Annotated in this window: 23 protein-coding genes and 1 riboswitch; of the genes, 15 read left to right on the top strand and 8 right to left on the bottom strand. The window is 73.2% G+C overall.

Going from position 1 to position 26,213, the window contains the following annotated elements; genetic code table 11:
• Positions 1–5 precede the first annotated feature (5 nt).
• From V6U86_RS06930 to V6U86_RS06940, 3 genes are all read left to right on the top strand, one after another.
• Positions 6–923, top strand: coding sequence for a cation diffusion facilitator family transporter (locus V6U86_RS06930; protein ID WP_334499704.1), 918 nt, complete (start codon positions 6–8; stop codon positions 921–923).
• Between the two features lie 143 nt (positions 924–1,066).
• Positions 1,067–1,198, top strand: a riboswitch (cyclic di-AMP (ydaO/yuaA leader).
• A gap of 5 nt (positions 1,199–1,203) precedes the next feature.
• Complete coding sequence (locus tag V6U86_RS06935; RefSeq protein ID WP_442934889.1) at positions 1,204–2,265, top strand: coiled-coil domain-containing protein; 1,062 nt, start codon at positions 1,204–1,206, stop codon at positions 2,263–2,265.
• Positions 2,266–2,408: 143 nt separating this feature from the next.
• Positions 2,409–2,936, top strand: a complete 528-nt coding sequence (locus V6U86_RS06940; RefSeq protein WP_334499706.1) for a DUF2269 domain-containing protein — start codon at positions 2,409–2,411, stop codon at positions 2,934–2,936.
• Between the two features lie 168 nt (positions 2,937–3,104).
• On the opposite strand, the gene V6U86_RS06945 is transcribed toward V6U86_RS06940, so the two are convergent.
• Entirely contained in the window at positions 3,105–3,569 is a 465-nt protein-coding gene (locus V6U86_RS06945) for an SRPBCC family protein (protein WP_334499708.1), read from the bottom strand.
• Positions 3,570–3,757: 188 nt separating this feature from the next.
• On the opposite strand from V6U86_RS06945, the gene V6U86_RS06950 reads away from it, so the two are divergent.
• Together V6U86_RS06950 and surE are read left to right on the top strand one after the other, a co-directional pair.
• The gene (locus tag V6U86_RS06950; protein WP_334499710.1) at positions 3,758–4,735 is read left to right on the top strand and encodes a 1-phosphofructokinase family hexose kinase; all 978 of its coding nucleotides are present in this window, start codon (positions 3,758–3,760) and stop codon (positions 4,733–4,735) included.
• Positions 4,732–5,559: a 5'/3'-nucleotidase SurE gene (gene surE / locus V6U86_RS06955; protein ID WP_334499713.1), complete on the top strand. Its 828-nt coding sequence runs from the start codon at positions 4,732–4,734 to the stop codon at positions 5,557–5,559. The genes V6U86_RS06950 and surE overlap by 4 nt, the downstream gene beginning before the upstream one ends.
• 17 nt (positions 5,560–5,576) lie before the next feature.
• On the opposite strand, the gene V6U86_RS06960 is transcribed toward surE, so the two are convergent.
• Positions 5,577–5,939: an STAS domain-containing protein gene (locus V6U86_RS06960; protein ID WP_278147425.1), complete on the bottom strand. Its 363-nt coding sequence runs from the start codon at positions 5,937–5,939 to the stop codon at positions 5,577–5,579.
• A gap of 387 nt (positions 5,940–6,326) precedes the next feature.
• Between V6U86_RS06960 and V6U86_RS06965 the strand changes: the two genes are divergently transcribed.
• The 5 genes from V6U86_RS06965 (at position 6,327) to V6U86_RS06985 (ending at position 9,521) form a co-directional block, all read left to right on the top strand.
• Positions 6,327–6,467, top strand: a complete 141-nt coding sequence (locus V6U86_RS06965) for a hypothetical protein (protein ID WP_334499719.1) — start codon at positions 6,327–6,329, stop codon at positions 6,465–6,467.
• A gap of 171 nt (positions 6,468–6,638) precedes the next feature.
• Positions 6,639–7,037, top strand: a complete 399-nt coding sequence (locus V6U86_RS06970) for a hypothetical protein (RefSeq protein WP_334499722.1) — start codon at positions 6,639–6,641, stop codon at positions 7,035–7,037.
• A gap of 681 nt (positions 7,038–7,718) precedes the next feature.
• Positions 7,719–8,405 carry a BON domain-containing protein gene (locus V6U86_RS06975; RefSeq protein WP_334499724.1) on the top strand — a complete coding sequence of 229 codons (687 nt, stop codon included), beginning with the start codon at positions 7,719–7,721 and terminating at the stop codon, positions 8,403–8,405.
• 70 nt (positions 8,406–8,475) lie between these two features.
• Positions 8,476–8,976, top strand: a complete 501-nt coding sequence (locus V6U86_RS06980; RefSeq protein ID WP_334499726.1) for a redoxin domain-containing protein — start codon at positions 8,476–8,478, stop codon at positions 8,974–8,976.
• Positions 8,973–9,521, top strand: coding sequence for a DsbA family protein (locus V6U86_RS06985; protein ID WP_334499729.1), 549 nt, complete (start codon positions 8,973–8,975; stop codon positions 9,519–9,521). Before V6U86_RS06980 ends, V6U86_RS06985 begins: the two co-directional genes overlap by 4 nt.
• Positions 9,522–9,526: 5 nt before the next feature.
• Here V6U86_RS06985 and V6U86_RS06990 read toward each other — a convergent pair whose 3' ends face one another.
• The gene (locus V6U86_RS06990) at positions 9,527–12,373 is read right to left on the bottom strand and encodes a helix-turn-helix transcriptional regulator (RefSeq protein WP_334499731.1); all 2,847 of its coding nucleotides are present in this window, start codon (positions 12,371–12,373) and stop codon (positions 9,527–9,529) included.
• Positions 12,374–12,517: 144 nt separating this feature from the next.
• Between V6U86_RS06990 and V6U86_RS06995 the strand changes: the two genes are divergently transcribed.
• The 5 genes from V6U86_RS06995 (at position 12,518) to serS (ending at position 17,814) form a co-directional block, all read left to right on the top strand.
• The gene (locus V6U86_RS06995; RefSeq protein WP_442934890.1) at positions 12,518–12,958 is read left to right on the top strand and encodes a hypothetical protein; all 441 of its coding nucleotides are present in this window, start codon (positions 12,518–12,520) and stop codon (positions 12,956–12,958) included.
• Positions 12,955–14,103, top strand: coding sequence for an alcohol dehydrogenase catalytic domain-containing protein (locus V6U86_RS07000; RefSeq protein WP_334499736.1), 1,149 nt, complete (start codon positions 12,955–12,957; stop codon positions 14,101–14,103). The genes V6U86_RS06995 and V6U86_RS07000 overlap by 4 nt, the downstream gene beginning before the upstream one ends.
• A gap of 51 nt (positions 14,104–14,154) precedes the next feature.
• A complete protein-coding gene (locus tag V6U86_RS07005; RefSeq protein WP_334499738.1) occupies positions 14,155–15,336 on the top strand; it encodes a saccharopine dehydrogenase family protein in 1,182 nt (393 codons plus the stop codon).
• A gap of 25 nt (positions 15,337–15,361) precedes the next feature.
• On the top strand, positions 15,362–16,444 hold the full coding sequence (locus tag V6U86_RS07010; RefSeq protein WP_334499740.1) for a DNA polymerase III subunit beta family protein: 1,083 nt from the start codon (positions 15,362–15,364) through the stop codon (positions 16,442–16,444).
• Between the two features lie 83 nt (positions 16,445–16,527).
• Positions 16,528–17,814, top strand: a complete 1,287-nt coding sequence (serS, locus tag V6U86_RS07015; protein ID WP_334499743.1) for a serine--tRNA ligase — start codon at positions 16,528–16,530, stop codon at positions 17,812–17,814.
• A gap of 182 nt (positions 17,815–17,996) precedes the next feature.
• Here the strand turns inward: serS and V6U86_RS07020 are convergent, their stop codons facing one another.
• The 5 genes from V6U86_RS07020 to V6U86_RS07040 form a co-directional block, all read right to left on the bottom strand.
• Positions 17,997–21,137 (bottom strand): discoidin domain-containing protein, encoded by a 3,141-nt coding sequence (locus V6U86_RS07020; RefSeq protein WP_334499745.1) that lies wholly within the window; start codon positions 21,135–21,137, stop codon positions 17,997–17,999.
• Between the two features lie 77 nt (positions 21,138–21,214).
• Positions 21,215–22,165 carry a cytochrome c biogenesis CcdA family protein gene (locus V6U86_RS07025; protein WP_334499747.1) on the bottom strand — a complete coding sequence of 317 codons (951 nt, stop codon included), beginning with the start codon at positions 22,163–22,165 and terminating at the stop codon, positions 21,215–21,217.
• Positions 22,162–22,833 carry a TlpA family protein disulfide reductase gene (locus tag V6U86_RS07030; RefSeq protein WP_334499749.1) on the bottom strand — a complete coding sequence of 224 codons (672 nt, stop codon included), beginning with the start codon at positions 22,831–22,833 and terminating at the stop codon, positions 22,162–22,164. The genes V6U86_RS07025 and V6U86_RS07030 overlap by 4 nt, the downstream gene beginning before the upstream one ends.
• 51 nt (positions 22,834–22,884) lie before the next feature.
• Positions 22,885–24,348 carry an NADH-ubiquinone oxidoreductase-F iron-sulfur binding region domain-containing protein gene (locus tag V6U86_RS07035; RefSeq protein ID WP_334499751.1) on the bottom strand — a complete coding sequence of 488 codons (1,464 nt, stop codon included), beginning with the start codon at positions 24,346–24,348 and terminating at the stop codon, positions 22,885–22,887.
• Positions 24,348–25,967, bottom strand: coding sequence for a hypothetical protein (locus tag V6U86_RS07040; RefSeq protein WP_334499753.1), 1,620 nt, complete (start codon positions 25,965–25,967; stop codon positions 24,348–24,350). Before V6U86_RS07040 ends, V6U86_RS07035 begins: the two co-directional genes overlap by 1 nt.
• Positions 25,968–26,213 lie beyond the last annotated feature (246 nt).

Genomic DNA, 26,213 nt, shown 5'->3' on the forward strand with positions numbered 1-26,213 from the left:
TTCTCGTGGGCGCAGGTCATGACCACCACCATGGGTCCGTCGCCAATGCCGCACACCAGCACCGGGGTCGACTCTGGGCGGCGTTCGGGCTGCTCGCCACCCTGATGATGGTCGAGGCGGTGGCCGCTCTGCGCACCGGCTCGCTCGCCCTGCTCTCCGACGCCGGGCACATGTTCACCGACGTGCTCGGCATCGGGATGGCGCTCGCCGCGATCACGGCGACCCGGCGGGCCACCGGCGATCCGCAGCGCACCTTCGGGCTCTATCGACTAGAGGTGCTCGCCGCGCTGGCCAACGCCCTCCTGCTCTCCGGCGTCGCGATCTACGTGGTGATCGAGGCGCTTCGCCGTTTCGGCGACCCACACGAGGTAATCGCCGGCCCGATGCTCGCGGTGGCCGTGCTCGGCCTGCTCGCGAACATCGCCGCCTTCGCCCTGCTGCGCGCCGGGGCTCGGGAGAGCATCAACCTCCAGGGCGCCTACCTGGAGGTGCTCGGCGACCTGCTCGGCTCGCTCGGCGTCATCGGCGCGGCGCTGCTCATCACGGTCACCGACTGGTGGTGGGCCGACCCCCTGGTCGCGGTCGCCATCGGCGTGTTCATCCTGCCGCGTACCTGGCGGCTGGCCCGTGCCGCCATCCGCATCCTGGTGCAGGCCGCACCGGAGCACCTCCAGGTGACCGCCGTGCACGACCGGCTGGCGGCGGTCCCCGGTGTCGTCGAGGTGCACGACCTGCACGTCTGGACGCTCACCTCGGGCATGGAGGTGGCCTCGGCACACCTGACCATGGCACCCGGCGCGGAGGTCGGCGCGGTGCTCACCGCGGCGCGTACGGCCCTGCACGACGACTTCCGCATCGAGCACGCGACGTTGCAGATCGAGCCCGGTGCCACCTCCGGAGCGTGTGGCTCCATCGAGTGGTGACGGGGCTTTTCAGAGCATTGCTCGACTTTCGGCCCAATTTTCGGTGATGACGCACGCACCGTCCGTCACATTGGCTGCAGCCGCCCCACCGGCACCGGTAGGCTCGGTCCCGGCCTCCACCAGGCGGCGCCTCCCGGCGCCGGTGGCGGTCGCCGCCTAATCGCCCAACTGGGCGAACCGGGGAACCATGTTCCTGGGGTGCATCCGCGTCAGCGGTAGGGATCTTCCGTCCCGAACCCGTCAGCTAACCCGGTCGGCGGCTGACGGAAGGACATGCGCAGTGGCACCAGCACGACCACCCGCCGCCCGACTGGCGGCCCTGATCGTCGCGATGTTCGCCCTCGGCGTCGCGCTTCCGGCCGGCACCGCCTCGGCCGCTCCCCCGACCGGCCTGCGAGCTGCCGCACCCGACTCCGACGAGGAGGGCGGCACCCCGGCGTTGCGCGCCCAACTCGAGGCGGCCAGCAAGGGCTATCTGGACGCGAAGCGCGCCCTGGACACCTCCGTACAACGGCAGCAGCAGCTCGCCACCCAGCTGAAGACCATCGAGGTCGAGATCGACCAGCGCAACGGCAAGGTCGGCGAGATCGCCGAAGTGGCGTACCGGACCGGACGGCTCGGCGCGATGTCGGCGCTGCTCAACAGCAGCACTCCGGAAGGCTTCATGGACCGGGCGGCCGCGCTGGACGCGGTGGCCGCCAACGAGGACCGGGTGCTGCGCGACCTGTTGAAGAGCAAGGACCAGGCCAACCGCACCCGGGTCGCCCTGGACAGCGAGATCCTCGAACAGCGCAAGCAGGTCACGGTGATGGCCAAGCGCAAGGAACAGGCCGAACGGGCCCTGGCCGTGGCCACCACACCCAAGACGCGGACCACCGCCGACACCTCCAACCGGGGCACCTCCACCGCCAACGCGACGGCGGCGCCCCGCAACTCCGACGGCTCCTGGCCGTCGGAGTCGTGCAGCGTCAACGACCCCACGCCGGCCAGCGGGTGCATCACCCCGCGCACCCTGCACGCGCTCAACCAGGCGAAGGCCGCAGGCTTCACCCGGTACGTCTCGTGCCACCGCCCCAGCGGCTCCGGTGAACACCCGAAGGGTCGGGCCTGCGACTTCGCCGCGCAGAAGGGTGGCTTCGGCGGCGCCGCGACCGGTGGCGACAAGACCTACGGCAACAACCTGGCCGCGTACTTCATCCGCAACGCGGACCGGCTCGCCGTGCTCTACGTGATCTGGTACCGGCAGATCTGGCTGCCCAGCAGCGGGTGGAAGTCGTACAGCGGGGCGCACGGCACCCCGTCCACCGACCACACCAACCACGTACACCTGTCGGTCTACTGACCCGCGCGTGGTGATGCCTGTGAGTCGTCCTGGCGACTCACAGGCATCACGCACGTCCGGGGCCGGGCTACGTCGCCGGGCGTACCCCTGATGTCGTCGCTCGTCGGACGACCCGGTCGGGGGCCGGCGGGCAGCATCGCGGTATGCCTCGGATCCGACCCACCACCCGCAAGGCGCTGCTCACCCTGCACCTCGTCACCTCGCTCGGCTGGCTCGGCACCGACCTGGTGCTGCTCACCCTCGGCGTCGCCGTGCAGCGGGGCGCCGACCCGGCGGTGGTCTATCCGGTCAGCGCCCTGATCGGCACGGTGCTGTTCGCGCCGCTGAGCATCATGGTCTGGGTGATCGGAGTCGCCAGTTCGCTGCTCACCCCGTGGGGCCTGCTGCGCCACCGCTGGGTGCTGGTCAAGCTCGTGCTCACCACGGTGATGGTCGGGCTGGTGCTGTTCCTGCTCACCCCGAACCTGCGCCACGCCGGAGCGGTCGGCGCCGCCCTGCCCGCACGCGATCGCGCCGACCTGGTCATCGCGCCGGCGGTGTCGACGAGCCTGATGATCATCGCGACGGTGCTCTCCACCTACAAGCCGTGGGGCCGCCGCCGCACCGCCGCAGCCACCCGCACCGCCGCAGCCACCCGCACCGGCGGTGGCCGCGCTACCGCACGGCAGTAGCGACCGCCGCACACCGATGATCGTGCTCGATCCATGATGTAGTGGCCTCGATGCGTCAGGAGGCCACTACATCCACGATTGAGCGCGATCATGAAGCGGGGTGGCGGGGCGGGGCGGCGGGGTGGCGGGGCGGGGCGGCGGGGTGGCGGGGTGGCGGGGCGGGGCGGGTCAGGTGGGTGGCGGTTCGCCGGTGCGGTCGAGGGCCGCGCCCAGCCGGGTCGCGAGGGCGAGGTGGGCGGCTCGGGCCTGGCGGAACGCGTACCGGAACAGCGGCTTCGGCGCGGTGAGGGTGATCTCCACGTCGATGCGGACCAGGCCGTCCGGCTCGGCGCGCAGCCGGGTGTGGTTGCGCACCGTGGTGGCTGGCCACTGGCGGGCCACCATGACGATCTCGTCGGCCTCGCTGATCAGCACGTCCGCGTGGTAGGTGGTCTGGAAGCGCAGCGGGCCGGCCATCAACCGGTCGTTGATCGTGTAGCTGGCCTGCGCTCCGGACCGGGGCGGCACCCGGCGGACCCGGACGATCAGCGGATGCAGCTCACCCTGCCGGGTCAGGTCGCTGAGCAGCGCTGCCGCCTCGGCCAGTGAGCAGCGGGCCTGGACGGTGTAGCTGAAGGTATCGCTGCTGAGCACACCGTCTCCCGCCGTGGTTGGTCGCCCGATCGTCCCGTACCGATGTCCGGCTGGCAACGCCCGACCGGCCCCAGCGACCGCGACGGGGCGGGCCGATGCGGCGACCTGCCACTACCTGCCCTATTAAGGTCAGTTAGTGCGAATCTTCCGAAGGCGCCGGAGGGCGGCCCGATGAACGGCGACGACCAATGAGCGGGCACGTGATGGTCTTCGCGCCCACGCCACAGCTGACGGTGACCGTGGACCAGCCCAACGACCACCCCGAGCTGCACCTGCACCCCGGCGGGCAGGGCGTCTGGCAGGCCCGGATGGTGATCTCCCTCGGTGTCGACGTGGTGCTCTGCGCCGCCCTCGGTGGCGAGATCGGCCAGGTGCTGGAGCCGCTGCTGCTCAGCGAGGGCGTGGACCTCAAGGTGGTGGTCCGCGACTCCGGCAGCGGTGGGTACGTGCACGATCGCCGGGAGGGCTCCCGGCGGGAGATCGTCGACGTGCCCGGGCATCCGCTGAGCCGGCATGAGATCGACGAGCTGTACAACCTCGCCCTCGGCGAGGGCCTGCGAGCCTCGGTGAGCATCCTCAGTGGACCGAACGAGCCCTGGCTCGTACCGGCCGACCTGTACCGACGCTTCGCCGCCGACCTCGGCGCGAACGGCGGCCGGGTGGTGGTCGACCTCTCCGGCGATCACCTCGGTTCGGTGCTGGAGAGTGGAGTGTTCTTCCTCAAGGTGAGTCACGAGGAGTTGATCCGCGACGGCCGCGCCCGCAGCGACGACACCGTGGAGCTGACCCAGGCCATGTACGAGCTGCACGCGGGCGGCGCCGAGACGGTCGTGGTGAGCCGCGCCGACCAGCCGGCGCTGGCGCTCATCGACGGGGAGTTGTTCCAGGTCGAGATGCCCCGACTGGAGGCCGCCGACCCGCGCGGCGCGGGCGACTCGATGACCGCCGGAGTGGCAGCCGTCGTGGCCCGGGGCGGTGACATCCGGACCGCCATCCGCACCGGCGCCGCCGCCGGCGCGCTGAACGTGACCCGGCACGGCCTGGGCACCGGACGACTGGATTCGATCACCGGGCTGGTGGACCGGGTCCGACTGGTACCGGCGGACAGCCGGCAACAGGAGCGGACCACCCCGGACGAGCTGGCCGACCGGGTGACCGAGCGATGACCCTGCGGGTGTTGATCACCAACGACGACGGGATCGCGGCGCCGGGCATCCAGGCGCTGGCCTGGGCGGCCAGGCAGCGGGGCCTGGACGTGGTGGTCGCCGCGCCGATGGAGGAGGCGAGCGGCACCAGCGCCGCGATGAGCGCCATAGAGCGCGACGGGCGGGTCATCGTGAACGACCACCCGCTGCCGGAGCTGGCGGGGGTGCCGGCGTACGGGGTGGCCGGGTCCCCCGGCTTCATCACGCTGATCGCGCTGCACGGGGCGTTCGGTCCACCGCCGTCGGTGGTGCTCTCCGGGGTCAACCGGGGTGCCAACGCCGGCCGGGCGGTGCTGCACTCCGGGACCGTGGGGGCTGCGTTCACCGCCGCCTCGAACGGTTGCCGGGCGATGGCGGTCTCCCTCGACGTGCTCTCGGCCGGCGAGGCGACGGCCGCGAGCGGTGGCGCAGCGGTGGACGCCGCCGCCCGGGTACGCGACGCCGAGCGGCACTGGAGCACCGCCGCGCGCGTCGCCCTGGACCTGCTCCCCCGGTTGACCTCCGCACCGATGGAGAGCGTGCTCAACGTGAACGCCCCGGACCTGCCGCACGAGCAGCTGCGTGGGGTGCGGCGGGGCAGCCTGGCCAGCTTCGGTCAGGTGCAGATGACGGTGGCCGAATCCGGCCACGGCTTCGTCCGTACCTCGCTGGAGGAGCCGGGGCAGGCCGCACAGCCCGGCACGGACGTGGCGTTGCTGGCCGCCGGGTACGCGTCGGTGACGGCCATCCGAGCGGTCACCGAGGCGACCGACATCGACCTGACCGGCCTGGACGGGCAGCCCTGACGGCGGTGCCGACGCGCTCAGGCGCCGGGCAGCACCTCGGGGGTGGCGGTGCCGGCGAAGTAGGGCTCCGGGGCACCGAAGAGGCCGAGCAGGCCGGTCACCCAGAGCTGCCGGTGCACGAACCGGCTCGGCTCCGTGACGACCAGCTTGACGTCGCTGACCTCGGCCGTCTGGAAGCCGGCCACCATGGCGCTGATGCCGACCGAGTCGATGAAGGTGACCAGCCTCATGTTGAGTTCGATGCGCAGCGGGCGGCCCTTGGCCAGCACCTCCGCGATCGCTTCGCGCACCTCGTACGCTGTGTCGACGTCGATTTCGCCCCGCGGGGCGATCTCCACGACACCACCGGACAGAACCGACTTCACGATCGACAGGCTCACGCGAGCACCTCCACCCGCCCGTCCCCCGGGCGCCTCATCAGTACGCGGGCCGCGACCGAGAGTATTCCTCCGATGGCCTCGGTCGCCACCCCTCTGGATGAGCAATTCGCGGATCCGGGCCCAAAAAGCCGCCCATATCCGCACTTTTCAGTATCTGATTACTCAAGACTTTTTGTTATCCGAGCATCGACGATCGGTCGTGACCGACGCGCCGCCGAACCAGGGTAGCGGTCCGGACGTGGCCCATCCGACAACCCGCCCCCGACGTACGCCCGCCCCGTGCGCCGTCGGCGTGTCGCGCACCGTCGGCCGGCGCGATCCGCGCCGAGGGTTGTCCACGCGCCCTAGCATCGGCCGGGACACCCACCGTGACGGAGAGGATCTTCGATGATCAAGCGACTTGCCGGGTTGGCCGGCGTCGGCATTCTGCTCGCCCTCGTCCTGGCCTGCGGTTTCGGTGGCGGAGACGACGATGACGACGACGATGACGACTTCGCCAGGGGCGTCACCGTGTCAGCGGTGCGCTGAGCCGGTGGCGCGTCGGGTGACGGCGCGCGCCGAGCTACCTGTGTTCCGCGGAGGTCGGGGTTTGCGTCCGGCTGACGCGGGGCACTGCGGGATGGGCGACACCGTGACGCGCTGGAAAGACGCCGAAGTCCGAAGTGGCCGGCGGCTTCGGCACCTGAGGAGGTAACCACGATGTTCGGAACCAACCTGCTGGACCGGCGCAGCAAGCCGGAGCGGATCGCGGACCAGGCCTGGGAGCACCTGATCTCGGCCGTCAACTCCGCCGGAGACAGTGTGCTGGGCACCGCTCGCTCGGCCCGTCGCAACAGCAGCGACCTCGCCGAGGGGGCGGGTGACCTGGTGGGATCCGCCGCCGAGGAGGCGCGACGCCGCGCCTCGCTGGCCTTCGACGCGCTCGCCGGCCGCCAGCCGGCACTGCCCTGGACGCTTCTGATCGGCGCCGCGCTGGTCGGCGCGGCGGTCGGGTGGGCCGTCGGTTCCGCCGCGCGAGCCGCCGGCAGCCGGGACGACCGTCCCGTCGACGACGTGGAGTTCGTCGACGTCGACCGCCCCAACTCCCCCGCCGTCTGAACGACAGCGCCACCACGGGCCCCGCACGACCCCGGTCGGGTGGGGCCCGAAGTCATGCGCAACCTTCCACCGCGACTGCATGATCAGCGCCGCTGGGCGGGCCGGCCCGCCGGGTGCCGGACCCCTCAGGCGGCCCGGCGGACCGGTGTCTGTGTGGTGATCCGGGGTCCCGTCCGGATCACCTGGGCAGTGGCGCGCGCAGGTGCTGGCCTCCGGGTCTGGTGGCCACCAGCCGGAGTGCGCGCAAGTTGTCGATCAATGGGCGGGCCGCGGGCCGAAGTGGACGTCGGCACCGGTGGAGGGCGCCGGACTGAATCTCCGCATCTGCGGTTCCTCTCGGGATGAAACCCCGGGGGACGGGGTCGATCGACTGGGTGACGCCGTGGCCCGGGGGACGAGCACGACGACGGAGACGGACGGAGCTGCCCTGGCTCCACCACCCGACGCGACGGCTCCCGCGATCGAGGAACGCAATTACGGTAACCGAAAGCCGCTCGCTTTGGAAGCGCTCCCATCATCGATGTTGGTCCGTGCTTCCCAGCCGTACCGCCCAGGTCGGGCCGCGCCGTCACCCGGTCCGGGCGACGGCGGCTCACCCGGTGCGGCGGCAGGATGGCAGCACGGCGGACCTCCGGCCACAACCGCCACCAGGTCCGCCATCGCAACAGCGGAGGAGGACAGATGGCCATCGCGGAGATCAACCGGACCGACCAGGACATCCAGTCCGCCGTGCTCGACGAGCTGACCTGGGAACCGCGGGTGCAGCCGCACGAGATCGGCGTGACCGTCGCCGACGGCGTCGTCACCCTGACCGGCCGCGTGGACAGCTACGCCAAGAAGTGGGCCGCCGAACGGGCCGCGCACCGGGTCACCTCGGTCCGGGCGGTCGCCAACGACCTGGCCGTGCAGCTCACCAGCAGCACCGAGCGCGCCGACACCGACCTGGCCGCCGCAGCCAGCCACGGGCTGGAGTGGGACGCGTTCGTGCCCATCGAGAAGCTCCAGGTCACCGTCTCGGCCGGCTGGGTGACGCTGCACGGCGACGTCGAGTGGGAGTACCAGCGCCGAGCCGCCGAACGCGCGGTCGCGCGACTGACCGGCGTACGCGGGGTGAGCAACGGCATCACCGTCCGACCGGCCGCCGCGCCGGACGGCCGCGACCTGGCCGATCGGATCGTCGACGCCCTCACCCGGGCCGGCGCGACCGAGGCCGAACGGATCAGCGTCCGGGTGCACGGCGACACCGCGATCCTCGCCGGGTTGGTGCACTCGATGCCCGAACGGGCCGAGGTCGAGCAGGTGGCCTGGTCCGCGCCCGGCATCCGGGAGGTGCAGAACCACATCGCGGTCGCCCCGGTGCTGCGCTGAGAGCGCCCGGGCGCGGAACCACCCGGGGTGGGTGAGCCCACCTCACCCACCCCGGGGGCAGGCTCGTGGCATGAGTGATCCGAACGGGCTGATCCAACCGGGACGCACCGCGCCCGATTTCACCCTGCCGGCCACGCCGGACGGTGCTCTGACGGGGCCCCAGCAGTTCCGTGGCCGGCCGGTCGTGCTCGCCTTCTACCCCGCCGACTGGAGCCCGGTCTGCGGGGACCAGATGTCGCTCTACCAGTCGGCGGCACCCGTCTTCGCCCAGTACCAGGCGGTGGTGCTCGGCGTGTCGGTGGACAGCATCTGGTCACACCGGGCGTTCGCGGAGAGCCGGGGCATCGAGTTCCCCCTGCTGGCCGACTTCGAGCCGAAGGGCGAGGTTTCGCGCCGCTACGGGGCGTACCAGCCGCAGCGGGGCGAGGCGGCTCGCGCGCTGGTCGTGCTCGACCCGACCGGGAAGGTGACCTGGAGCCACCTGTCGCCGCCGGACGTCAACCCCGGCGCCGACGGCATCTTCGACGCGCTTGACCAACTCACCGCCGATCGGAAGGTGATGGCCGGATGAGCACGCCACTGCAGGTCACCGCCCGACTTCGCGACCCGGTGACCACCGACGACCACATCCGAGGGCCCGCCGACGCGGCGGTGACAATCGTCGAGTACGGCGACTTCCAGTGCCAGTTCTGCGGTGCCGCGTACCCGAACCTGCACGAGTTGCTGCGGCAACGGGCCGACACCGTACGGCTGGTCTACCGCTACTTCCCGATCGCCAACGTGCACCCCTACGCCGAACGCGCCGCCGAGACGGCCGAGGCCGCCGGGGTTCGGGGCCGGTTCTGGGAGATGCACGACTGGCTCTACGAGCATCAGGACCAGCTCGACCCGGTGCACCTCTCGCTCGGGGTCGAGCAGGTCGGGTTGCCGCCGGACGAGTTGAACGCCGAGGTGGAGAACCGCACGCACGCCGACCGGGTGCGCCGGGACTTCGTGGGAGGCATCCGCAGTGGGGTGAACGGCACCCCCACCCTCTTCGTCAACGGCATCCGGCACGACGGCGGGTACGACCTGCCCGACCTGCTGACGGCCGCGGACGCCGCCGCCAACGCCTGACCCGCTCAGATCAGCCGCAACTCGCGCGCCCGCCGGACCGCCTCACGCCGGCGGGTCGCGTCGAGTTTCCGGTAGATGTTGCGGACGTGGGTCTTCACCGTGTTGACCGAAAGAGACAACTCGCTGGCGATCTCCACGTTGGACAGGATGCTCTGCAGGTAGCGCAGGATCGTCAGCTCCCGCTCGGTGAGCGGCTCGTCGAGCCCGCCCTTCGGCCCGGCGACCGGCTCCGCAGCGCCCTGCCCCGCACTCCGCACCAGGTCACTGACGAGCGCGAAGTGCGCGGTGCCGGCATCCAGGTGCGCGGCCAGCAGGTCCCGCACCGGCGGCTCGGCACGGGTGAAGGCTCTTCGGCAGCCCTGCGGGCCGGCCAGGTCCAGCGTCTGCTCCAGGATCCGGCCCGCCCGACGCGCGTCCCCGGCGCGCTCGGCCAGCACCGCTTCCAGCAGACCCGCGTCCAGCCGTACCGGTAACGGCCAGGCCGAGGCGGCCGGGGCCTGCCACTCCGGCAGGGTTCGTTCGGCGGCGGCGGCGTCACCGGCCAACAGCTGCACCTTCGCCAACGCCACCGCCAGCACCGGATCCGCCCCCTCGTCGGCGGCGCCGGTCAGCACGTCGTGGGCGTAGTCCAGGTCGCCCCGGGCGGCACGCAGTTCGGCTTCGGCGGCCCGCAGCAGAACGGTCAACGCGGCGGCGGACGGCCGGTCCGCCAACGCCTCCCGAGCCCGGACGAGTAGCCGCTGGCCGGCAGCCGGGTCGCCGGAGTCGCGGCAGAGCTGAGCCTGGCACAGCGCGGTCACCGCCGCCGCCACCGGTTCGCCGGGAGCGGCGGCCAGCCAGTCGTCGCCCACCTGGAGGTCGCCGGACCAGCCACCCGTCACGTCGAGCGCCGGGCGGGCGAGGGCGAGGTTCGCCGTGGCCTCGTCCGGTTGGTCACGCCACAACGCCACCACAGCGAGAGCCAGGTACGCGTAGCCGCAGTCGAGCCGACAGGACCATCCCTTGCCGGGTGGCATGCCGAGTGCATCCCGGGCCGCCTGCTCGGCCGCCCGCAGCTCACCGCGCACCGCGAGCAGCAGCGCGGCACGGCTCGCGGCGACCAGCTCGGTACGCGGTCTGCCGGCCTCCCGAGCCGCCGCCCGGGCCCGGACGAACCGGGCGGTGGGCAGCGCCCCATCGGCCAACTCGACCAGCCCCAGCGCGGTGCCGGTGAACGCCCGCAGATCCAGGTCGTCGGCGGCCCCACCACCACCGGCCGTCGGGGCGGAACCGGCCACCCCGGTCGGCAGCCGGGTCGGCGTGGCCTCCGCCGGGCGGGTGCGCAGCAGGCGAGCGGCGGCGGTCCGGACCTCAGCGCGGTCGTCGGTGAGCCGGGCCACGGTCAGCTCCAGCGCGGTGACCAACCGCAGGAACCGGTCCCGACGCGGCACCGGGAGGCCCGCCGCGTTCCCGGCGGCGGCGCGCAGGTAACCGGTGGCCGCCGGCAGGTCACCGGCGTAGGCCCGCTCGGCGGCGCAGGCCAACGCCGTCTCCGGGTCGGCGCGGATCACCTCCGCCGGCGGCGGCGCGGGTGCCGACGCATGCACCGGTTCGCGGTCGTAGCGGGTCAGCTCCGGCCAGTGCGCCACGAACAGGTCGCCAGCCCGGTCCCAGCGGCCGGCGGCCACGGCGTGCCGCAGCCCGTCTGCCGGCCGGCCGGCGCCCACGTACCAGTCGGCGGCCCGGACGTGCAGCTCACGCAACTCGTCGGCGGGCAACCGGGCCAGGTCGGCGCGGAGCAGGTCGGCAAGCAGCGAATCGCACCGGTACCAGGGTGGCCGGGTCTCCTCCCGGTGCAGCAGACCGCCGGTCCCGGCCAGGCCTGCCAGCGCCTGCCCGGCGTCGGCGCGGCCGGTCAGGGCCTCGGCCAGGTCGGCGCAGACGGCGTCGACGAGGGCGGTACGGCGCAACAGGTCCACCTCGGCCGGGCCGAGCGTCGCCAACACCTCCTCGTGCAGGTAGCCGGCGATCTCCGGTTGGTCTCCGCCGAACTGCCCCGCCCAGCGCTCCGGGTCGGCCTGTCCCCGGATCGCCAGGGCCGCGATTCGCAGCGCGGCCGGCCACCCACCGGTGCGCTCGCGCAGCCGGTGCACTGCGGTCGCCGGCAGCGCGGCGGCGTGGGCGGTGAGCAGATCGGCCACCTCGTCGTCGGTGAACGCCAGCTCGTCCGGGCCGATCTCGGTCAGCTCGCCGGCGAGGCGGAGCCGGTGCAGTGGCAGGTGCAGTCCGGCCCGCGCCCCGATCACCAGACGGAGCCGGCGGCCGGCATGCCGCAGCAGGAACTCCAGGCCGGTCAGCGCTGCCGGGTCGGCGACCCGGTGCAGGTCGTCCAGGATCAGCAGCACCGGCCGGTCGGCGGCGGCGAGCGTGGCGGCCAACGCCTCCAGCTGGTCGGGGCGTGGCGGTCGGTCGGGCACCGGGCCGTCCTCCGCCGACCCGATCGCCGACCGCAGCGCCGCGGCGAGGTACGCCCAGAGCCGATCGGAGTCGTCGCCGGCCTCGACCGACATCCAGGCCGAGACCGGTTCGTCAGCTGGCGAAACCGACAGGTCGCCGGAGTCGGGCACGACCGCGCCGGGCTCGACGTCGGGCTCAGCTCCGCCCAGCCGCACCCAGGAGGCGAGCAGGGTGGTCTTGCCCCAGCCTGCGGGGGCGGCCACCAGGGTGACCGGCCCTCGGCTGCCCTCGTCCAATCGGCGCAGCAGGCGGGGCCGGGCCACCACCGGCTCCGGCGGCACGGCAGGCGTCAGCCGGGACGCCAACAGCGGTGGCCCCGGTGCCGGCTCGACCCGTACCCGATTCTGTTCCGGCACCCAGCCCCACCCCCACCACGCGCTCCGCCCCCGGTCGGCGAACGGTTACCCGACCCGGGCCGGTTCACCCCTTCCGGGCGAGCGCGCTTCACCCGGCCGCGACCGACGATCGGGGGACCTGAACCGGGAGGACGGGTGGTACCGATGGGACGGCTGGCGCGGGCGGGACCCGCCCTCGGCGGCGCGGCGCTGGCCGGGGCGGCACGGTTGCTGCGCGTACCCCATCGGGGTGGCCGGCCGGGCCCGGACGGCGACGTTGCCGCGCCGGCCCGGTGGGAGGTGGTGACCGTCGACCGCCCACCGGAGCAGGTGCTTCCCGACGGCCGCTGGCCGGAGCCGCTGCGCCGCCTGGACGGGGCGGTCGAGGTGCGGGTGCGGCCGGCGCCCGGCGACCGGGGCACCGAGCTGGCCGCCCGGCCGCTGGCCGGCGTCGCCCCGCCCACCGGGCTGGCCGCGCACCTGGTCGGCGACGACCCGGGTCTGCTGGTCCGCCGGACGCTGCGTCAGATCAAGCAACGGGTGGAGGCCGGTGAGGTGCTCCGCGCGGACCGCTCCCCGCTGGACCGCCCCGAGGGCCCCGGGTGAGGGCGCTGTGCTGGGTGGCCGCCGGCGAGCTGGGGGTACGCGAGGTGCCCGACCCGGAGCTGCGCAACGAGCGTGACGTCATCGTCCGGGTGCGGCGCAGCTCCACCTGCGGAGGTGATCTGCCGCTGCTGGCTGGCCGGCACCCGCTGCTGCGGGCGGGCGACGTGCTCGGCGCGGAGTTCCTCGGCGAGGTGGTCGAGGTCGGCCCGGGGGTCCGGCGGCACCGGGCCGGCGATCGGGTGGTGGTCGGCGCGAGCATGGCCTGTGGCGGTTGCTGGTACTGCCGCCAGGGCCTGCACTCCTGCTGCGACAACGCCCATGCCGACTCGGCGAGCGTCGACCCCGACTGGGCCCGCCCGGACGCCGGCTGCTTCGGCCGACCGCGGGCGGCGGGCGGCTTCGCCGGCGGTCACGCCGAGTACGTGCGGGTGCCGTACGCCGACGTGAGCGCGTTCCGGGTGCCGGACGCCGTCGACGACGACCGGGCGGTGTTCGCCGCGGACGTCGCGCCGACCGGGTGGCTCGCCGCCGAGCTGGGGGCAGTGCGCCCCGGGGACGTCGTGGCGATCTGGGGCGCCGGGGCGGTGGGCCAGTTGACCGCCTGGGCGGCGGTGCTGCGCGGTGCCGCCCGGGTGCTGATCGTGGACCGGCACGAGGAACGGTTGCGGATGGCCGAGCGGCACAGCGACGCCGAGCCGCTCGACTACCGCCGCACCGACATCGCGGCCGAACTGCGTGACCGGAGCGGTGGGCGCGGGCCGGACATGTGCGTGGTGGCGGTCGGCACGCCGCTCACCCGGTCGGTGGCCGACCGGTTCGGTGGCCAGCACGCCGACCGACCGGACGCGCTGCGGGAGGCCGTGCACGCCTGCCGCAAGAGCGGCGTGGTGGTGGTGCTCGGCGGGACGGGCGGGTTCGTCGACGCGTTCCCGCTGGGTGCGCTGACCGAGCGGCGGCTCACGCTGCGCGGCGCCAGCCGGCCCGATCTGCGGGACGTGCCGATGCTGCTGGACCGGATGGCCCGCGACGAGCTGCGGACCGAGCACCTGGCCACCCACCGGCTGCCGTTGGCGCGGGGCCCCGAGGGGTACGCGCTGTTCCGGGACCGGGCCGACGGCTGCGTACGCGCCGTGTTCACGCCGTGACCCCCGCCCTCGCGAGTGTCGATCGGCGACGGCGAATGGCAGACTCCGGGAATGGCCGTGGAGCGAACGTACGACGTGGTGTTGTTCGGCGCGACCGGGTTCACCGGCGGCCTGACCGCTGAATATCTGGCCCGGCACGCGCCGGCCGGGCTGCGCTGGGCGCTGGCCGGGCGCAACCCGCAGCGCCTCGCCGCCGTACGGGACCGGCTCACCGCGATCGACCCGAGCCTGGCCGACCTGCCGCTGCTCACCGCCGACGTGACCGACGCCGACTCCCTGCGGCCGGTGGCGGAGAGCGCCCGGGTGGTGGCCAGCACGGTCGGCCCGTACATCCACCACGGGGAGCCGCTGGTCGCCGCCTGCGCCAAGGCCGGCACCGACTACCTGGACATCACCGGCGAGCCGGAGTTCGTCGACCTGACGTACGTGCGCCACCACGCCGAGGCGAGCCGCACCGGCGCGCGGCTGGTGCACGCCTGCGGCTTCGACTCCATCCCGCACGATCTGGGCGTGTGGTTCACCATCAAGCAACTGCCCGCCGACGTCCCGATCACCGTGGACGGGTACGTGCGCGCCGGTGGCCGGTTCTCCGCCGGCACCTACCACTCGGCGCTCACCGCGTTCTCCCGTACCGGGCAGGCCAGCCAGGCCGCCCGGGACCGTCGGGCGGTCGAACCGCGCCCCACCGACCGTCGTGTCCGCGCGGTGCCCGGCCGGCTGGCCCGCTCGGCCGAGCTGGGGGTCTGGGCCGTGCCGCTGCCGACCATCGACCCGCAGGTGGTCCGCCGCTCGGCCGCGGCCCGCCCGGAGTACGGCCCGGACTTCCGCTACCGGCATTTCGCCGCGGTGAAGCGGCTGCCCACCGTGCTGGCCGGCGCCGCCGGGCTCGGCGCGCTCATCGGGCTGGTGAAGCTGCCGCCCAGCCGACGCTGGCTGCTCGGCCGGCTCGCGTCCGGGCAGGGCCCCACCGCCCAGCAGCGGGCGTCGTCCTGGTTCCGGGTCCGGTTCGTCGGCACCGGCGGTGGGCAGCGGGTGGTCACCGAGGTCGCCGGCGGTGACCCCGGCTACGACGAGACGGCGAAGATGCTCGGCGAGTCGGCGCTGTGCCTGGCGCTCGACGAGCTGCCGCCGACCTCCGGCCAGCTCACCCCGGTCGGCGCGATGGGTGACGCGCTGCTCGACCGGCTCGTCCGGGCCGGCCTCACCTTCCGGGTGCTGGAGCGCTCGGCTTGACCCTCAACCGGGTCGAGGGGGCAGGATGCCCAGCGTGAGCCACCTGCACAGCATCGGCGAGCTGGCCCGGGCCAGCGGCCTGACCGTCAGCGCCCTGCGCTTCTACGACTCGGCGGGGGTGCTGGCGCCGACCCTGGTCGACCCGGTGACCGGCTACCGCTGGTACACCGAGGAGCAGATCGCCCCGGCCCGACTGGTGGCCGGGCTGCGCCGGATCGGCATGCCGGTGCCGCAGATCGCCGCCGCGGTGCGCGCCGAGCCGGCCGTGGTGCACCAACTGCTCGACGCGCACCTGCGCCGGCTCGCCGACGGGCTCAGCGACGCCCGCCGCGAGGCCGGCCGACTCCGGGCCCTGGTGGACCCGACCCCGCCGGCCGCCACCACGCTCCTGGTCTCCCCCGCCGCCCTGGCCGCCGCGCTCGACGCGGTGCGCTTCGCCGTCGGCGTCGACCCGGAGCTGCCGATGCTCGCCGGCGTGCTGTTCGACGTCGAGTCCGACGGCGTCCGACTCGTCGCCACCGACCGGTACCGGCTGGCGCTGGCTCGGGCTGCGGCCGACGTCGACGGGCCTCCGGTGCGGGTGTTCGTGCCGGTGGCCCTCGTCGATCAACTCCGGCCACTGCTCGACGCCGCCGACGCCTGGCCGGTCCGGCTCACCGTGGCGGGCCCGGACCTGCGGGTGCGGGTGGCCGACGGCACGGTGACCGGCACCGCGCTGCCGTACGACTTCCCGGACTACCACCGGCTGCTGCGCAAGTCCGTCGGCGAGCGGCCGACGGCGCGACGGATCCCGGTGGACGTCGCCACGCTGCGCGCCGCGCTGGCCGACCCGGCTGCCCCCAGAGTCGCCCACGAGCACGACGGCACGACCCGGGAGGTCACCGTGCTCGGCGTCGACGACCAGGGCGGGCTGCGGCTGCTCCCCGCCGCCGACCTGGGCACCGACGCGCTGCGGGTCGGGGTGGATGGTGGCTACCTGCTGGACGCGCTGAACGCGGCCGGCGGGCCGCAACTGCTGTTGGAGCTGGATGGGCCGATCGCCCCGCTGGCCGTACGCCGACCGGACGACGCGGACACCTACTCGGTGCTGATGCCGATCCGGCTCTAGAACCTCCCCGCCCCGGGCCCAGGGGGCCGCGACGGTAGCATCTGGGGGTTCAGTGAACCCCGGACGGAGGCGTACGGAGCAGCATGCTCGACATGGAGTTGATCCGGAAGGATCGCGAGGCGGTGGCGACCGCGCTGGCGAAGCGTCTGGATCCCGCCGAGGTCACCCGTGCCCTGGACGAGATCCAGCGGCTCGACCAGGAACGCCGCGCCCTGATCACGGAGATCGACGCCGAGCGGCAGCGCCGCAAGGCCGAGGCCCGGGCGTACGCGCAGGCGAAGCGCGCCGGCGAGGAGCCGCAGGTCGCCGCGCCGGAGGCGGAGCGTAAGCAGCTCGCCGAGCTGGAGTCCCAGCTCGACGAGGTGCAGGCCCGGCTGCGGGACGCGATGAGTGAGCTGCCCAACCTGCCCAGCGACGACGTGGTGGCCGGCGGCAAGGAAGCCAACCGGGTCGTGAAGACCTTCGGCGAGCCGCCGGTGATCGACAAGGTCCGCGATCACGTGGAGCTGAGCCGGGCGTTGGGCCTGGTCGACTACGAGCGCGGGGTCAAGCTCGGCGGGTCCGGTTTCTGGATCTACACGGGCGTCGGCGCCCGGCTGGAGTGGGCGCTGCTCAACTACTTCGTCGACCAGCACATCAAGGCCGGCTACGAGTTCCTGCTCCCGCCGCACCTGCTGCTGGATTCGGCCGGCTTCGCCGCCGGGCAGTTCCCCAAGTTCTACGACGATGTCTACCACCTGGACTCGGCGTCCGCCCCGCGCGGCCAGTTCCTGCTGCCCACGTCGGAGACGGCGATCCTCGGCGCGTACCAGGACGAGATCCTGGAGACCCCGAAGCTGCCGCTGAAGGCGTTCGCGTACACCCCGTGTTACCGGCGGGAGTCCGCCGGCTCGCACTCGGACGAGCGCGGCACGGTGCGGGGGCACCAGTTCAACAAGGTGGAGATCTTCCAGTTCACCCTGCCGGAGCAGGCCGACGCGGCGCTGGAGGAAATGCTCGCCCACGCCGAGGGCCTGGTCGAGGGGCTGGGTCTGCACTACCAGCGCACGCTGCTCTCGGCCGGCGACGCCAGCGCCTCGATGAAGAAGACCCTCGACATCGAGGTGTGGATGCCGAGCACCGGCAAGTACAAGGAGGTGTCGTCGGTCTCCTGGGCCGGCGACTACCAGGCTCGTCGGGCGGCCATCCGTTACCGCGAGCCGGGCGGCAAGCAGACCCGCTTCGTGCACACCCTCAACGGGTCGGCGCTGGCCACCAGCCGGCTCTTCCCGGCCATCCTGGAGCAGTACCAGCAGGCCGACGGCAGCGTCCTGGTCCCCAAGGTCCTCCAGGACCGCCTAGGAACCGACCGTCTGACCCCCCTGCGCTAGACCCACTCACCCCGCCGATCTTGCACTTTCTGTCGTCTCGATGCCCCGATTCGCGTCTTTTGGGGCGACAGAAAGTGCAAGATCGCGGGTGTGTCGACGGGGGCGGGGCTGATGCGGACCGCATCAGCCCCGCCGTCGTCGTTTCGGGCCACGGGTGTCAGACCGTGGTCGATCCCGACCGTTCAGGCACCGAACACCTCCACGGAGGTCAGCCGGGCGTCACCGGGCTGCCAGTCGGCGACCGCGACCGCCAGGTACCGCGCGGAGGACCCGGTCGAGATGGTGGTCTCGGGTTTCGGCTTCGGCACCGAGGCGACCGCCAGGTAGCCGAGTCCGTCGGCCGAGGTGGCTACGGTGATCGGCCGCCGCCGACCGGGAGTCCAGGTCAGGCGGACCGATGCCAGATCCTGGAGCGATCCGAGGTCGATCACCATTCGGCCGTTCGGGCCGGGTTGCCAGGCCGTCCCCGGGTCGCCGTCGACGGCGGCCGACGGGTCGGTCATGCCGGCCGGGAGCGGTGACGTCGGGTAGGTCGTCCGAGACCGGGCCAGGTCGCCGGTCGGCGTCACCGTCTCACCCGCGAACGCGAAATCCTTGCTGTGCCCAGCGGGGACCGTCGCTCGCTGTCGGGCGCCGCCGGCCGCGGACTCCAGCTGCACCTTCACGATCTGCCCGGCGGGTGCGGTGATTCGGACATGGTGCGAGTCGGTGACGTCGAACCGGGTACCGGCGGGAATCGCCTTCTCCGGCTGTGCCGCGGTCACGGTGAACCGGGGCGGCTCGACGCGTGCGGTCGCGGCGGCAAGGTCGACCTGGTAGGTGGTGGTCCCCGATCCGGTGACCTGGCTTCCGTGGTACAGCCGCAGCGTGGCGCCCTGCGAAAGCGTGACGGCCGCCGTCGTGATGTCGTCGCCGGACAGGTTGAACAGGCTCAGGTATCCGTCCGCGTCACTCACCCGCAACGCCTCCGGACCGCCGTTGGGCAGGGTTCGAGACGCCGCGGCGGCCAGGGCCGGCCGGTTCGCGCCCGCGTACCCCTCGATGATCAGCCGAGTGCTGCCGGTGGCCGGTCCGCTGGACAGGGTGACGGTGGTGGCGGTCACGGTGATCGGATTCTGGGCGTTGTGGACGACCAGACCCGCTCGTCCGTCGACGTCCAGCCAGGAGCCGGCGATGGTCGGGCTGTCCGGCACAACCGCCGCGTCGCTCCAGTTGGTGCCGTCGAGAGAGGTCTGGACGACGTAGCGGGTGCCGTACGCGGCCTCCCAGTCCAGGCGTACGCCGCTGATGTCGATGGGCTCGCCGAGGTCGACGGCGAGCCAACTGTCCGTGCGGCCACGTTCCTCACGGGCGACCGCCCAGCGGGTGGTGGAGTTGCCGTCGGTCGCGCGCGCTGCGGGGTAGGCGGGGTCGGCGGACGAGGCCGTGGTGGGCCGGCCGATGGCGCGGTCGACCCCGCCGGCGTCGAGCACGGCGAAGGCGAACAGCGAGTAGCCGTACTGGTTGGCTGGGGATCGGCCGAGCATCCGCACGTGCCTGGCTGAACGAGGCGCGAAGCTGATCTGGTCGGTTCCGCCGTCGCCGACGCCCTGTCCAGCCAGGGTGACGGACCCCTGTTCGCCGGTGAAGGTACGGGTGCCGGTGAGCCCGGGTACGCCGGGCATGTCCAGGTTGAACAGGGTGAGCGCGCCCTCATCGGCAGCAACTCCGGTGGTGGCGTACACGACCGTACCGGTGGGCAGGGTGGCGTATCCGGCGGTGCCGCCGGCGACGCGGAGGACGGTCGCCGTGGCGTCGACACCGTCCCGGGCCACGGTGTAGGCAGCGGAGGTGCGACCGAGGACCGGCGCGGACTGCTTCGGCAACAGCGAGGCGGCCCGGGTGTCGAACAGCCAGTTGTCGTGGGCGGGGGCCCACTGGAACGAGACGAATCCGGTCTTGCTGACCGCCGCGGCGAAGGCAGTCGGGGTTTGGTGGGCGGTCAGCCCGGCTTTCGCCCCGAAGTCCCGGGTGCCCGCCGCCGCCGTGAAGAACGTGGTGCTGGCGACCGGCTCGACCACGCCGCCGTTGGCTGCCCGCCAGGCATGGAAGAGATAACTGATGGCGATTTCGGCCCGGGCTTCGGGCTCGTACTTCGGCTCGCCGCTGAACTTGGTGAGCCGGTTCTCGGGCGGGTAGTTCAGGTAGGGCATGAGCCGGTCGGCGAGGTCCGCCTCGGCCCGGGCGGCGTGCGGGTCGCCCTGGACCTGCGCAAGGAAGGCGAGTGGCAGGGCATCACGGCCGTACAGGTGGTAGCGGTCCGCGACCATCGGCATGAAGGGTTCGCCGGCATCGCTGGCCATCAGCCGCATGGTCCGCCACAGCTCGGCGCCGTTGGGCTGCCGGGTGAGTGCCTCGGGGAGCGGTTGGCCGGCGGTCAGGAAGTGCACCGCCGTACGACCGGCGGTGCGCCACAGTTCTTCCTGGTAGTGCGGGCCGAAGGAGTCGTGATTCTCGACGAGGAACGTGTCGTGGATGTTGTGGGCGGTGTTCCAGTCCGCGACCGCCCGCCCGTCGACGACGGCGGGGTTGGCCCGGTCGGCTGCCGGTAGCCCGCTCGCGTTGAGCATCCACGTCAGGAACCGCTCGCGCCACGCCGCGGCTGCGGGGTCGTCCGTCGCCCAGGCCAGGCCGGGCGCGATCGCCTGGGCGTAAACCCCCATCTCCTCGAGCTTGGTGTCACCGCTCCAGCCACCGGTGAGGCCGTTCGGGGTCCAACCGCCACTCAGCGGGTCGTTACCGGTGCCGAGGGAGTGGGCGTACGCGGCCTGCCCGCGGGCGATGCGGTCGACGTTGTTGCGGGTCACCTCGTCCAGGTCGGACCAGAGCAGTCGGGCGGCCAGGACGAAGTACAGCTCAAAGGTGCTGTCCCAGAACAGCTGCCGGCCCCACTCGGTGCCGCCGGTGAGCCGGTTGGTGGCCGCGAACCGGCGGATGGTCGCGATGGTACGGGCGTGCAGCGTGTCCCGGTCGACGCCGGCTACCGCCGCGTCGTACCCGGGCGAGATGAGCAGGACCGCGTTACCGAGGACGACCGCGAACCTGAAGTCCGCGAGGCGGTACGCGTTGGTCGCCGGATCCCACTGCTCTTCGGCCCATCGGGTGTGGGCGAGCAGCAGCGCGTGGTAGGTGCTGGCAACCGGGCCGGTGGCCGCAGCGCGTGGCGTGGTGCCGGCTGGCGCGGCCTGGGCGGCGGCGGGTCGGGCGATGGCGAGTCCAGCGCCGATGGCGCCGCCAAGGATGAGGAGCCGCCGCCTGCTCAACTCGAATTCGGATATACGCATGGTGGTCCTTCGGTGTGACAACGTTGTCAGCCAGCCTCCGACGATCATTCCCAGATGTCAAGACCAAGACCGTCACCTCAGGCCCCACCCCACCCCTTGCCGTTGATCATGAAGTTATTGCTCGTCACCTCGGCGTGTCGGGGCAATAACTTCATGATCGACGAGGGCGGGGGGCGGGGGTCGGGGTTGGGCGGTGGGCGGTGGGCGCGTCTTGATAGGAGCGCGGTTAGGAGGAGCAGGGTGGCCAGGGCGGCTAGCAGGACCGTTGGGCCGATCCGGTCGAGGGCGTCGGCCAGGGCTCGCTGGACCTGGGCGGCCACCCGGATGACCGGGTCGTGCAGGGCGTCGCGGCTGCCGGCGGCAAGCCGCAACTCGTACCAGCCGTACCAGGCGACGTAACCGCCGGCGAGCAGCAGCACCAGGCCGCTGAGCCGGGGCACCAGCGCCCCGGCGACGCGCAGCCGGGCCACCAGGCCGTCGCGCACCAGCGCCACCCCGAGCGCGGCGACCGCGACCACCAGACCCATCCCGAGGGCGTACGCGCCGAACAGCGCCAACCCCTGGCCGGTCGAGCCGGCCTGGAGGCTGGTCACCACGATGGCCAGGAACGGCGCGATGGCGCAGCCGAGCGACGCCAGCGCGTACGCCGCGCCGAACAGCGCCATCGACGGCCAGGACCGGGTCAGCCGGGGCGCCCGCGCGGACCAGCCGGGGGCGGGCAGCCGCCGACCGGCGAGCAACCAGCAGCCGGCCACCACCAGCAGCACACCGAGCGCCACCGTCAGCCACGGCAGCCGGGGCCGCAGCCACCCGGCCAGCGGCGCGAGCGCCAGACCGAACGCGCCGAACACCAGCACGTACCCCAGGGTCAGCCCGGCCGCCGCGGTGAGCGCGCGGCCGACCGCGCCGCGGATGTCCGACTTCCCGGCGACCAACAGCGAGAGGTACGCGGGCAGCAACGCGAAGCCGCACGGGTTGACCGCACCGAGCATGCCGGCGGTCAGCGCGAGCAGCAGTGCGGCGGTCACGCCCCGGCCAGTGCGGCAACCTTGGCGGTGAGCGCCTCACCGTCCAGGAAGCCCTGGTGGACGATTGCGCCGTTCCGGTCGATGACCACGAAGATGCTCTGCTCGGTCACCTTGAACCGCTTCCAGAGCGCGCCCTTGCTGTCCTCGATCTGCGGTGTGCCGTCGAGCTCGAACTCGGTGACGAACTCCTTCATGGCCTTCCGCTCGCCCAGCCCGGCGACGCCGACGATCGGCACGGTGTCCCGGTACTTCGGTGCGATCTCGGCCACCGTCCAGGCCTGACTGGCGCAGGTGGCGCACCACGGCGCCCAGAACCACAGCACCACCGGTTTGCCGGCGAGCTGTGCCGCGTCGAACGCGGCCCCGCCGAGGGTCGTCCCGGTGAAGCGCAGCACGTCCGGAACCTGCGCCGGGGCGGCGGGCGGTCCGCCGGTCGCCGCGCCGCTCGGCGTGGACGGTGAGTCGGTCGAGGCCGGGGCCGATCCGGCGGCGGCGGGCCCACCCGGGGCGGTGCCGGTGCAGGCCGCAACGCCGAACAGGGCCACGACGAGCGCCCCCGCGGTGGCGGCCCGGCGCAGCCGCCCGGCCGCGGGAAAGCGGCGCAGTTGCCCGGCCGCTGGAAAGCGGCGTGGCCGCCCGGCCCTTGTCAACGCCATGCCGATCCGCATCCGCTTCTCCGTTCCGGTCCGGAAGGAACCCTTGCTGGGCCTGACGCTTCGCTATTCGGCCTTGGCGAGGCGGAGAGCCAGCTCCGGGCAGACCTTGACCGCCTTCAGCGCGCCTTCCCGCAGCCAGGTCGGCACGGGGGTGGTCGGGAAGGCCGGATACCCGTTCGCGTCGAGCCGGATGAAGTCCGGTACGACGTGCGCGCACAGGCCGTGCCCGTCACAGCGCGACCAGTCCAGGGTGAGCTTCTGCGGGTTCGCATCGGGTGCGCCCGGCAGCCCCATCACGCCCTTGACCCGTCGGCCACAGCCGTCGCCGGTGCTGTGCAGCCGCAGGTCCTCGGCGAAGACCTCGATCGCGGAGAGCGCGAACCGGGCGGTGCCGTCGGGGTGGCTGCACGCGCCCCGGCCCTTCACCTCGCCGGCGGCGGCTCGCACCACGTCCGCCGGTTGGCTGCCGGCGACGGCCAGGTCCACCGCGCGGGCCAGGTCCGGCAGGCCCATCTTGCACGGTCCGCACTGCCCGGCGGACTCGCCGGCCAGGTAACGCACCACCTGGGCGGCCTCGCCGAGCGGGCAGGTGTCGACACCGATCGGGACGATGATGCCCGCGCCGAGGGTGCCGCCGACCGCGGCCAGGCCCTTGCGGGAGACCTCGGCCTTCTCCGCCGCCTCCGGGGTGATCCACTTGCCGTGGTAGCCGCCCATCAGGATGCCCTGGACGTCCGGCACCTCGCACAGGTCGAGGACGTCGCGCAACGGCATGCCGGCGGTGCACTCCACCACTGCCGGTCGGCCGGCCGCGCCGGTCACGGTGAGCAGCACGGTGCCCGGCTCGTCGTCGGTGCCGAGCGCCGCGTACTCGTACGGGCCCAGTCGGGCGCCGACGGCGAGCTGGGCGTACGTCTCGGCGTTGGACAGCAGGGTGGGCAGGCCGCTCACCCCGGAGTCGCTGGAGCGCTTCTTGGTGCCCGGCGGGATGTGCGGCAACCCGTTGATCCCGTTGACCAGTGCGCCGCCCTCGCCGGAGATGAACCGGTGCGGCACGGTGACGATTGTCGTCTGCACCGGCATCCGGCGCTCTTCGAGGGCATCCATCAGCGAGTCCCGGCCGACCCCGTCGTCCGCCACGCCGATCACGATCTCGTCGGCGTCCAACGCGTACGCGGCCAGCGCCGCGCCGTCCAGGATCAGGTGCGGGGCGCGGGTCAGCAGCACCTTGTCCTTCCAGCTGGCCGGCTCTCCCTCGGTGGCGTTGACCACCACGACGGCGGCGAGGTCCTGCCGCTCGCAGGACTCCAGCACGGCGCGCAGTTTGCGGGCGAACGGGAACCCTGCCCCGCCCTTTCCCTTGAGCTGCATGCCCTCGGCGAGCCGGAGCAGCTGCGCCGGCTCCATCGGGCCGATCGGTCCGTGCACCTCCTCGTGCGCGAGCAGGTCGAGCCGGCCGTACTCGGCGAAGCCGGCGGTGAGCCGCGGCTCGCCCACGCAGGCGACCGGTGGCACGGCGGTCCGCATCACTTCGCCTCACCCCGCAGCCCGGCCCAGTACGCCCCGTCCACCGCGTCGGCGCTGGCCTTGCGGCGCTTGGACTTGCCCTCGCCTGCTGCCCGCTTGGCGCGGCGGGACGCCAGGTCGACAAGGGTCGGGGTGTCGTCGACGGGCGGCGGCACCTCGTCGGGCACGTACCGGGCCGGTGGGCGCCAGTAGTCCGGCTCCTCGGGCAGGTCGTCCTCAACGCTGTGCCGGCCGCTGCCGCTGCGCGGCGCCGACGAGATCGGGCTGCTGGAGACCGGGCCGGCGGAGATCGGCTCGTCGGCCTGCCACCGGCGCGGACTGTCCCACGGCTCCTCGGGCTCGTCGAGCGTCGGTTGCGGCGGGGCCGAGTAGCGGCTGCCGTCGTCCTCGCTGCGGGACCGGCGGCGGGACCGCTCGGCGGCCGGCTCATCGGCCCGTCGCCGGCCGGTCGGAACGGCCTCGTCCCGGGTACGCGAGGCACGCCGCCGGGTCACCGGCTCGGCCTCCTCCTCGTCGCGTCGGCGGGTGTCGGTCTCGTCCACGCCGCGGCGGGCCGACCGGCGGGTCGTCGACTCCTCCTCGGCACGTCGGCTGCGCGCGGACCGTTCGGTGTCGCGGCGGGCTGCCGGCTCCTCGTCCCGCCGACGCCGGCTCGGCCGGGTCGGTTCGACGAGGGAGCCGGGCTCGGGCACCACCGGGACGGTGAACCGTTCCGGGTCGCGCCGCGCGGCCGGGGCGGCCCAGGTGGCAGTGGTGGTCTCCGCCCAGGCGGGACGCTTGTCGGCGGCCTTCGGGCGCCGACCCAACCCGGCCAGCAGCGTTCTGGCGGTCTTCGCCTCCTCGGCCCGGCCAGCCATCACCGCGTTGCGCACCGCGGCCTGGTGCTGCTCGCGGCTGCGCCGACCGATGCTGACCGAGAACCGGACCAGCAGGGCCAGCACCACCAGCAGGATGCAGCCGAGGTAGCTGAGCGCCACCCAGGGCGCTGCGGCCCGGCCGGCGTTGAGCCCGTGCAGGATGGCGAACGGCCAGGCCAGGTACGCGGTGGAGTGCAGTGTGCGCCACAGCCATTTCGGACCGACACCGGCGAAGCGGGCCCGGATGATGCCGGTCCAGATGACGCTGACCATCAGCAGGGCGGCCACCGTGCCGAGCCCGATGTAGAGCCCTCCGCCGCCGACGAACGGCACCAGCGCGTCGGTCGCCGCCGCGCGCCCGGTGCCGATCTTGGTGAGGACGTGGAAGCCGAGCCCGGCAACGCCCAGCACACCGGTGGCCCGGTGCGCCGACTGCATCAGCACCCGGTGCGAGATGCCCAGCACCAGCCGGTCGGTGGCGAGCAGGCCGAGCATGACGGTGAGGCTCAACGACACCAGGGAGACCACCCCGGCGAAGAACTCGGTGAAGAAGAAGCCGTACGCGTACGCCGTCTGGCCAGTGCCGGTCAGCATGATCGCCGCCCAGAGCGCGGCGAGCATCGACGCGATCAGCAGGGCGCCCGCCGACCGCGACGGGGTACGCACCCCCCGACTGCTGGCGCTGGTCCGGACAGTCGCCGCCTTTTTGTCCTGCTGTGCCCGGGCCATCTGCTCCTCGATCGTCTCGCGGCGGCGCACCACCGGCCGACCCCTGCTCCCCCATCCAGTACGGACCGGCGGGGCGCGCGGATCACCCGCTGGTGGAAATTTCTGGGCTGAAATCGAACCGAGGGGCGCAGCCGTGCGTTGTGCCCGCTCCCCGCCGTCGCCCCGGACAACGACAGATGTCCATGCATTGACAGCCTTCGCAACACGCTTGTAACTTTTCAGCAAGGGTTGCAAGATTCCGGCAGCCCGGCGCTCCCCCACCCGCACCACCACCCCCGC

Origin of the sequence: Micromonospora sp. CPCC 205558 (assembly GCF_036902955.1) — a bacterium.
Taxonomy (GTDB): domain Bacteria; phylum Actinomycetota; class Actinomycetes; order Mycobacteriales; family Micromonosporaceae; genus Micromonospora.

What these genes read in the sequence shown, in the direction of transcription:
- V6U86_RS06940 (WP_334499706.1), top strand. Translation starts at nt 2,409, where the DNA reads ATGCCTCGGATCCGACCCACCACCCGCAAGGCGCTGCTCACCCTGCAC.
- V6U86_RS06950 (WP_334499710.1), top strand. Translation starts at nt 3,758, where the DNA reads ATGAGCGGGCACGTGATGGTCTTCGCGCCCACGCCACAGCTGACGGTG.
- surE (WP_334499713.1), top strand. Translation starts at nt 4,732, where the DNA reads ATGACCCTGCGGGTGTTGATCACCAACGACGACGGGATCGCGGCGCCG.
- V6U86_RS06965 (WP_334499719.1), top strand. Translation starts at nt 6,327, where the DNA reads ATGATCAAGCGACTTGCCGGGTTGGCCGGCGTCGGCATTCTGCTCGCC.
- V6U86_RS06970 (WP_334499722.1), top strand. Translation starts at nt 6,639, where the DNA reads ATGTTCGGAACCAACCTGCTGGACCGGCGCAGCAAGCCGGAGCGGATC.
- V6U86_RS06975 (WP_334499724.1), top strand. Translation starts at nt 7,719, where the DNA reads ATGGCCATCGCGGAGATCAACCGGACCGACCAGGACATCCAGTCCGCC.
- V6U86_RS06980 (WP_334499726.1), top strand. Translation starts at nt 8,476, where the DNA reads ATGAGTGATCCGAACGGGCTGATCCAACCGGGACGCACCGCGCCCGAT.
- V6U86_RS06985 (WP_334499729.1), top strand. Translation starts at nt 8,973, where the DNA reads ATGAGCACGCCACTGCAGGTCACCGCCCGACTTCGCGACCCGGTGACC.
- V6U86_RS06995 (WP_442934890.1), top strand. Translation starts at nt 12,518, where the DNA reads ATGGGACGGCTGGCGCGGGCGGGACCCGCCCTCGGCGGCGCGGCGCTG.
- V6U86_RS07005 (WP_334499738.1), top strand. Translation starts at nt 14,155, where the DNA reads ATGGCCGTGGAGCGAACGTACGACGTGGTGTTGTTCGGCGCGACCGGG.
- V6U86_RS07010 (WP_334499740.1), top strand. Translation starts at nt 15,362, where the DNA reads ATGCCCAGCGTGAGCCACCTGCACAGCATCGGCGAGCTGGCCCGGGCC.
- serS (WP_334499743.1), top strand. Translation starts at nt 16,528, where the DNA reads ATGCTCGACATGGAGTTGATCCGGAAGGATCGCGAGGCGGTGGCGACC.
- V6U86_RS07020 (WP_334499745.1), bottom strand. Translation starts at nt 21,137, where the DNA reads ATGCGTATATCCGAATTCGAGTTGAGCAGGCGGCGGCTCCTCATCCTT.
- V6U86_RS07030 (WP_334499749.1), bottom strand. Translation starts at nt 22,833, where the DNA reads ATGCGGATCGGCATGGCGTTGACAAGGGCCGGGCGGCCACGCCGCTTT.
- V6U86_RS07035 (WP_334499751.1), bottom strand. Translation starts at nt 24,348, where the DNA reads ATGCGGACCGCCGTGCCACCGGTCGCCTGCGTGGGCGAGCCGCGGCTC.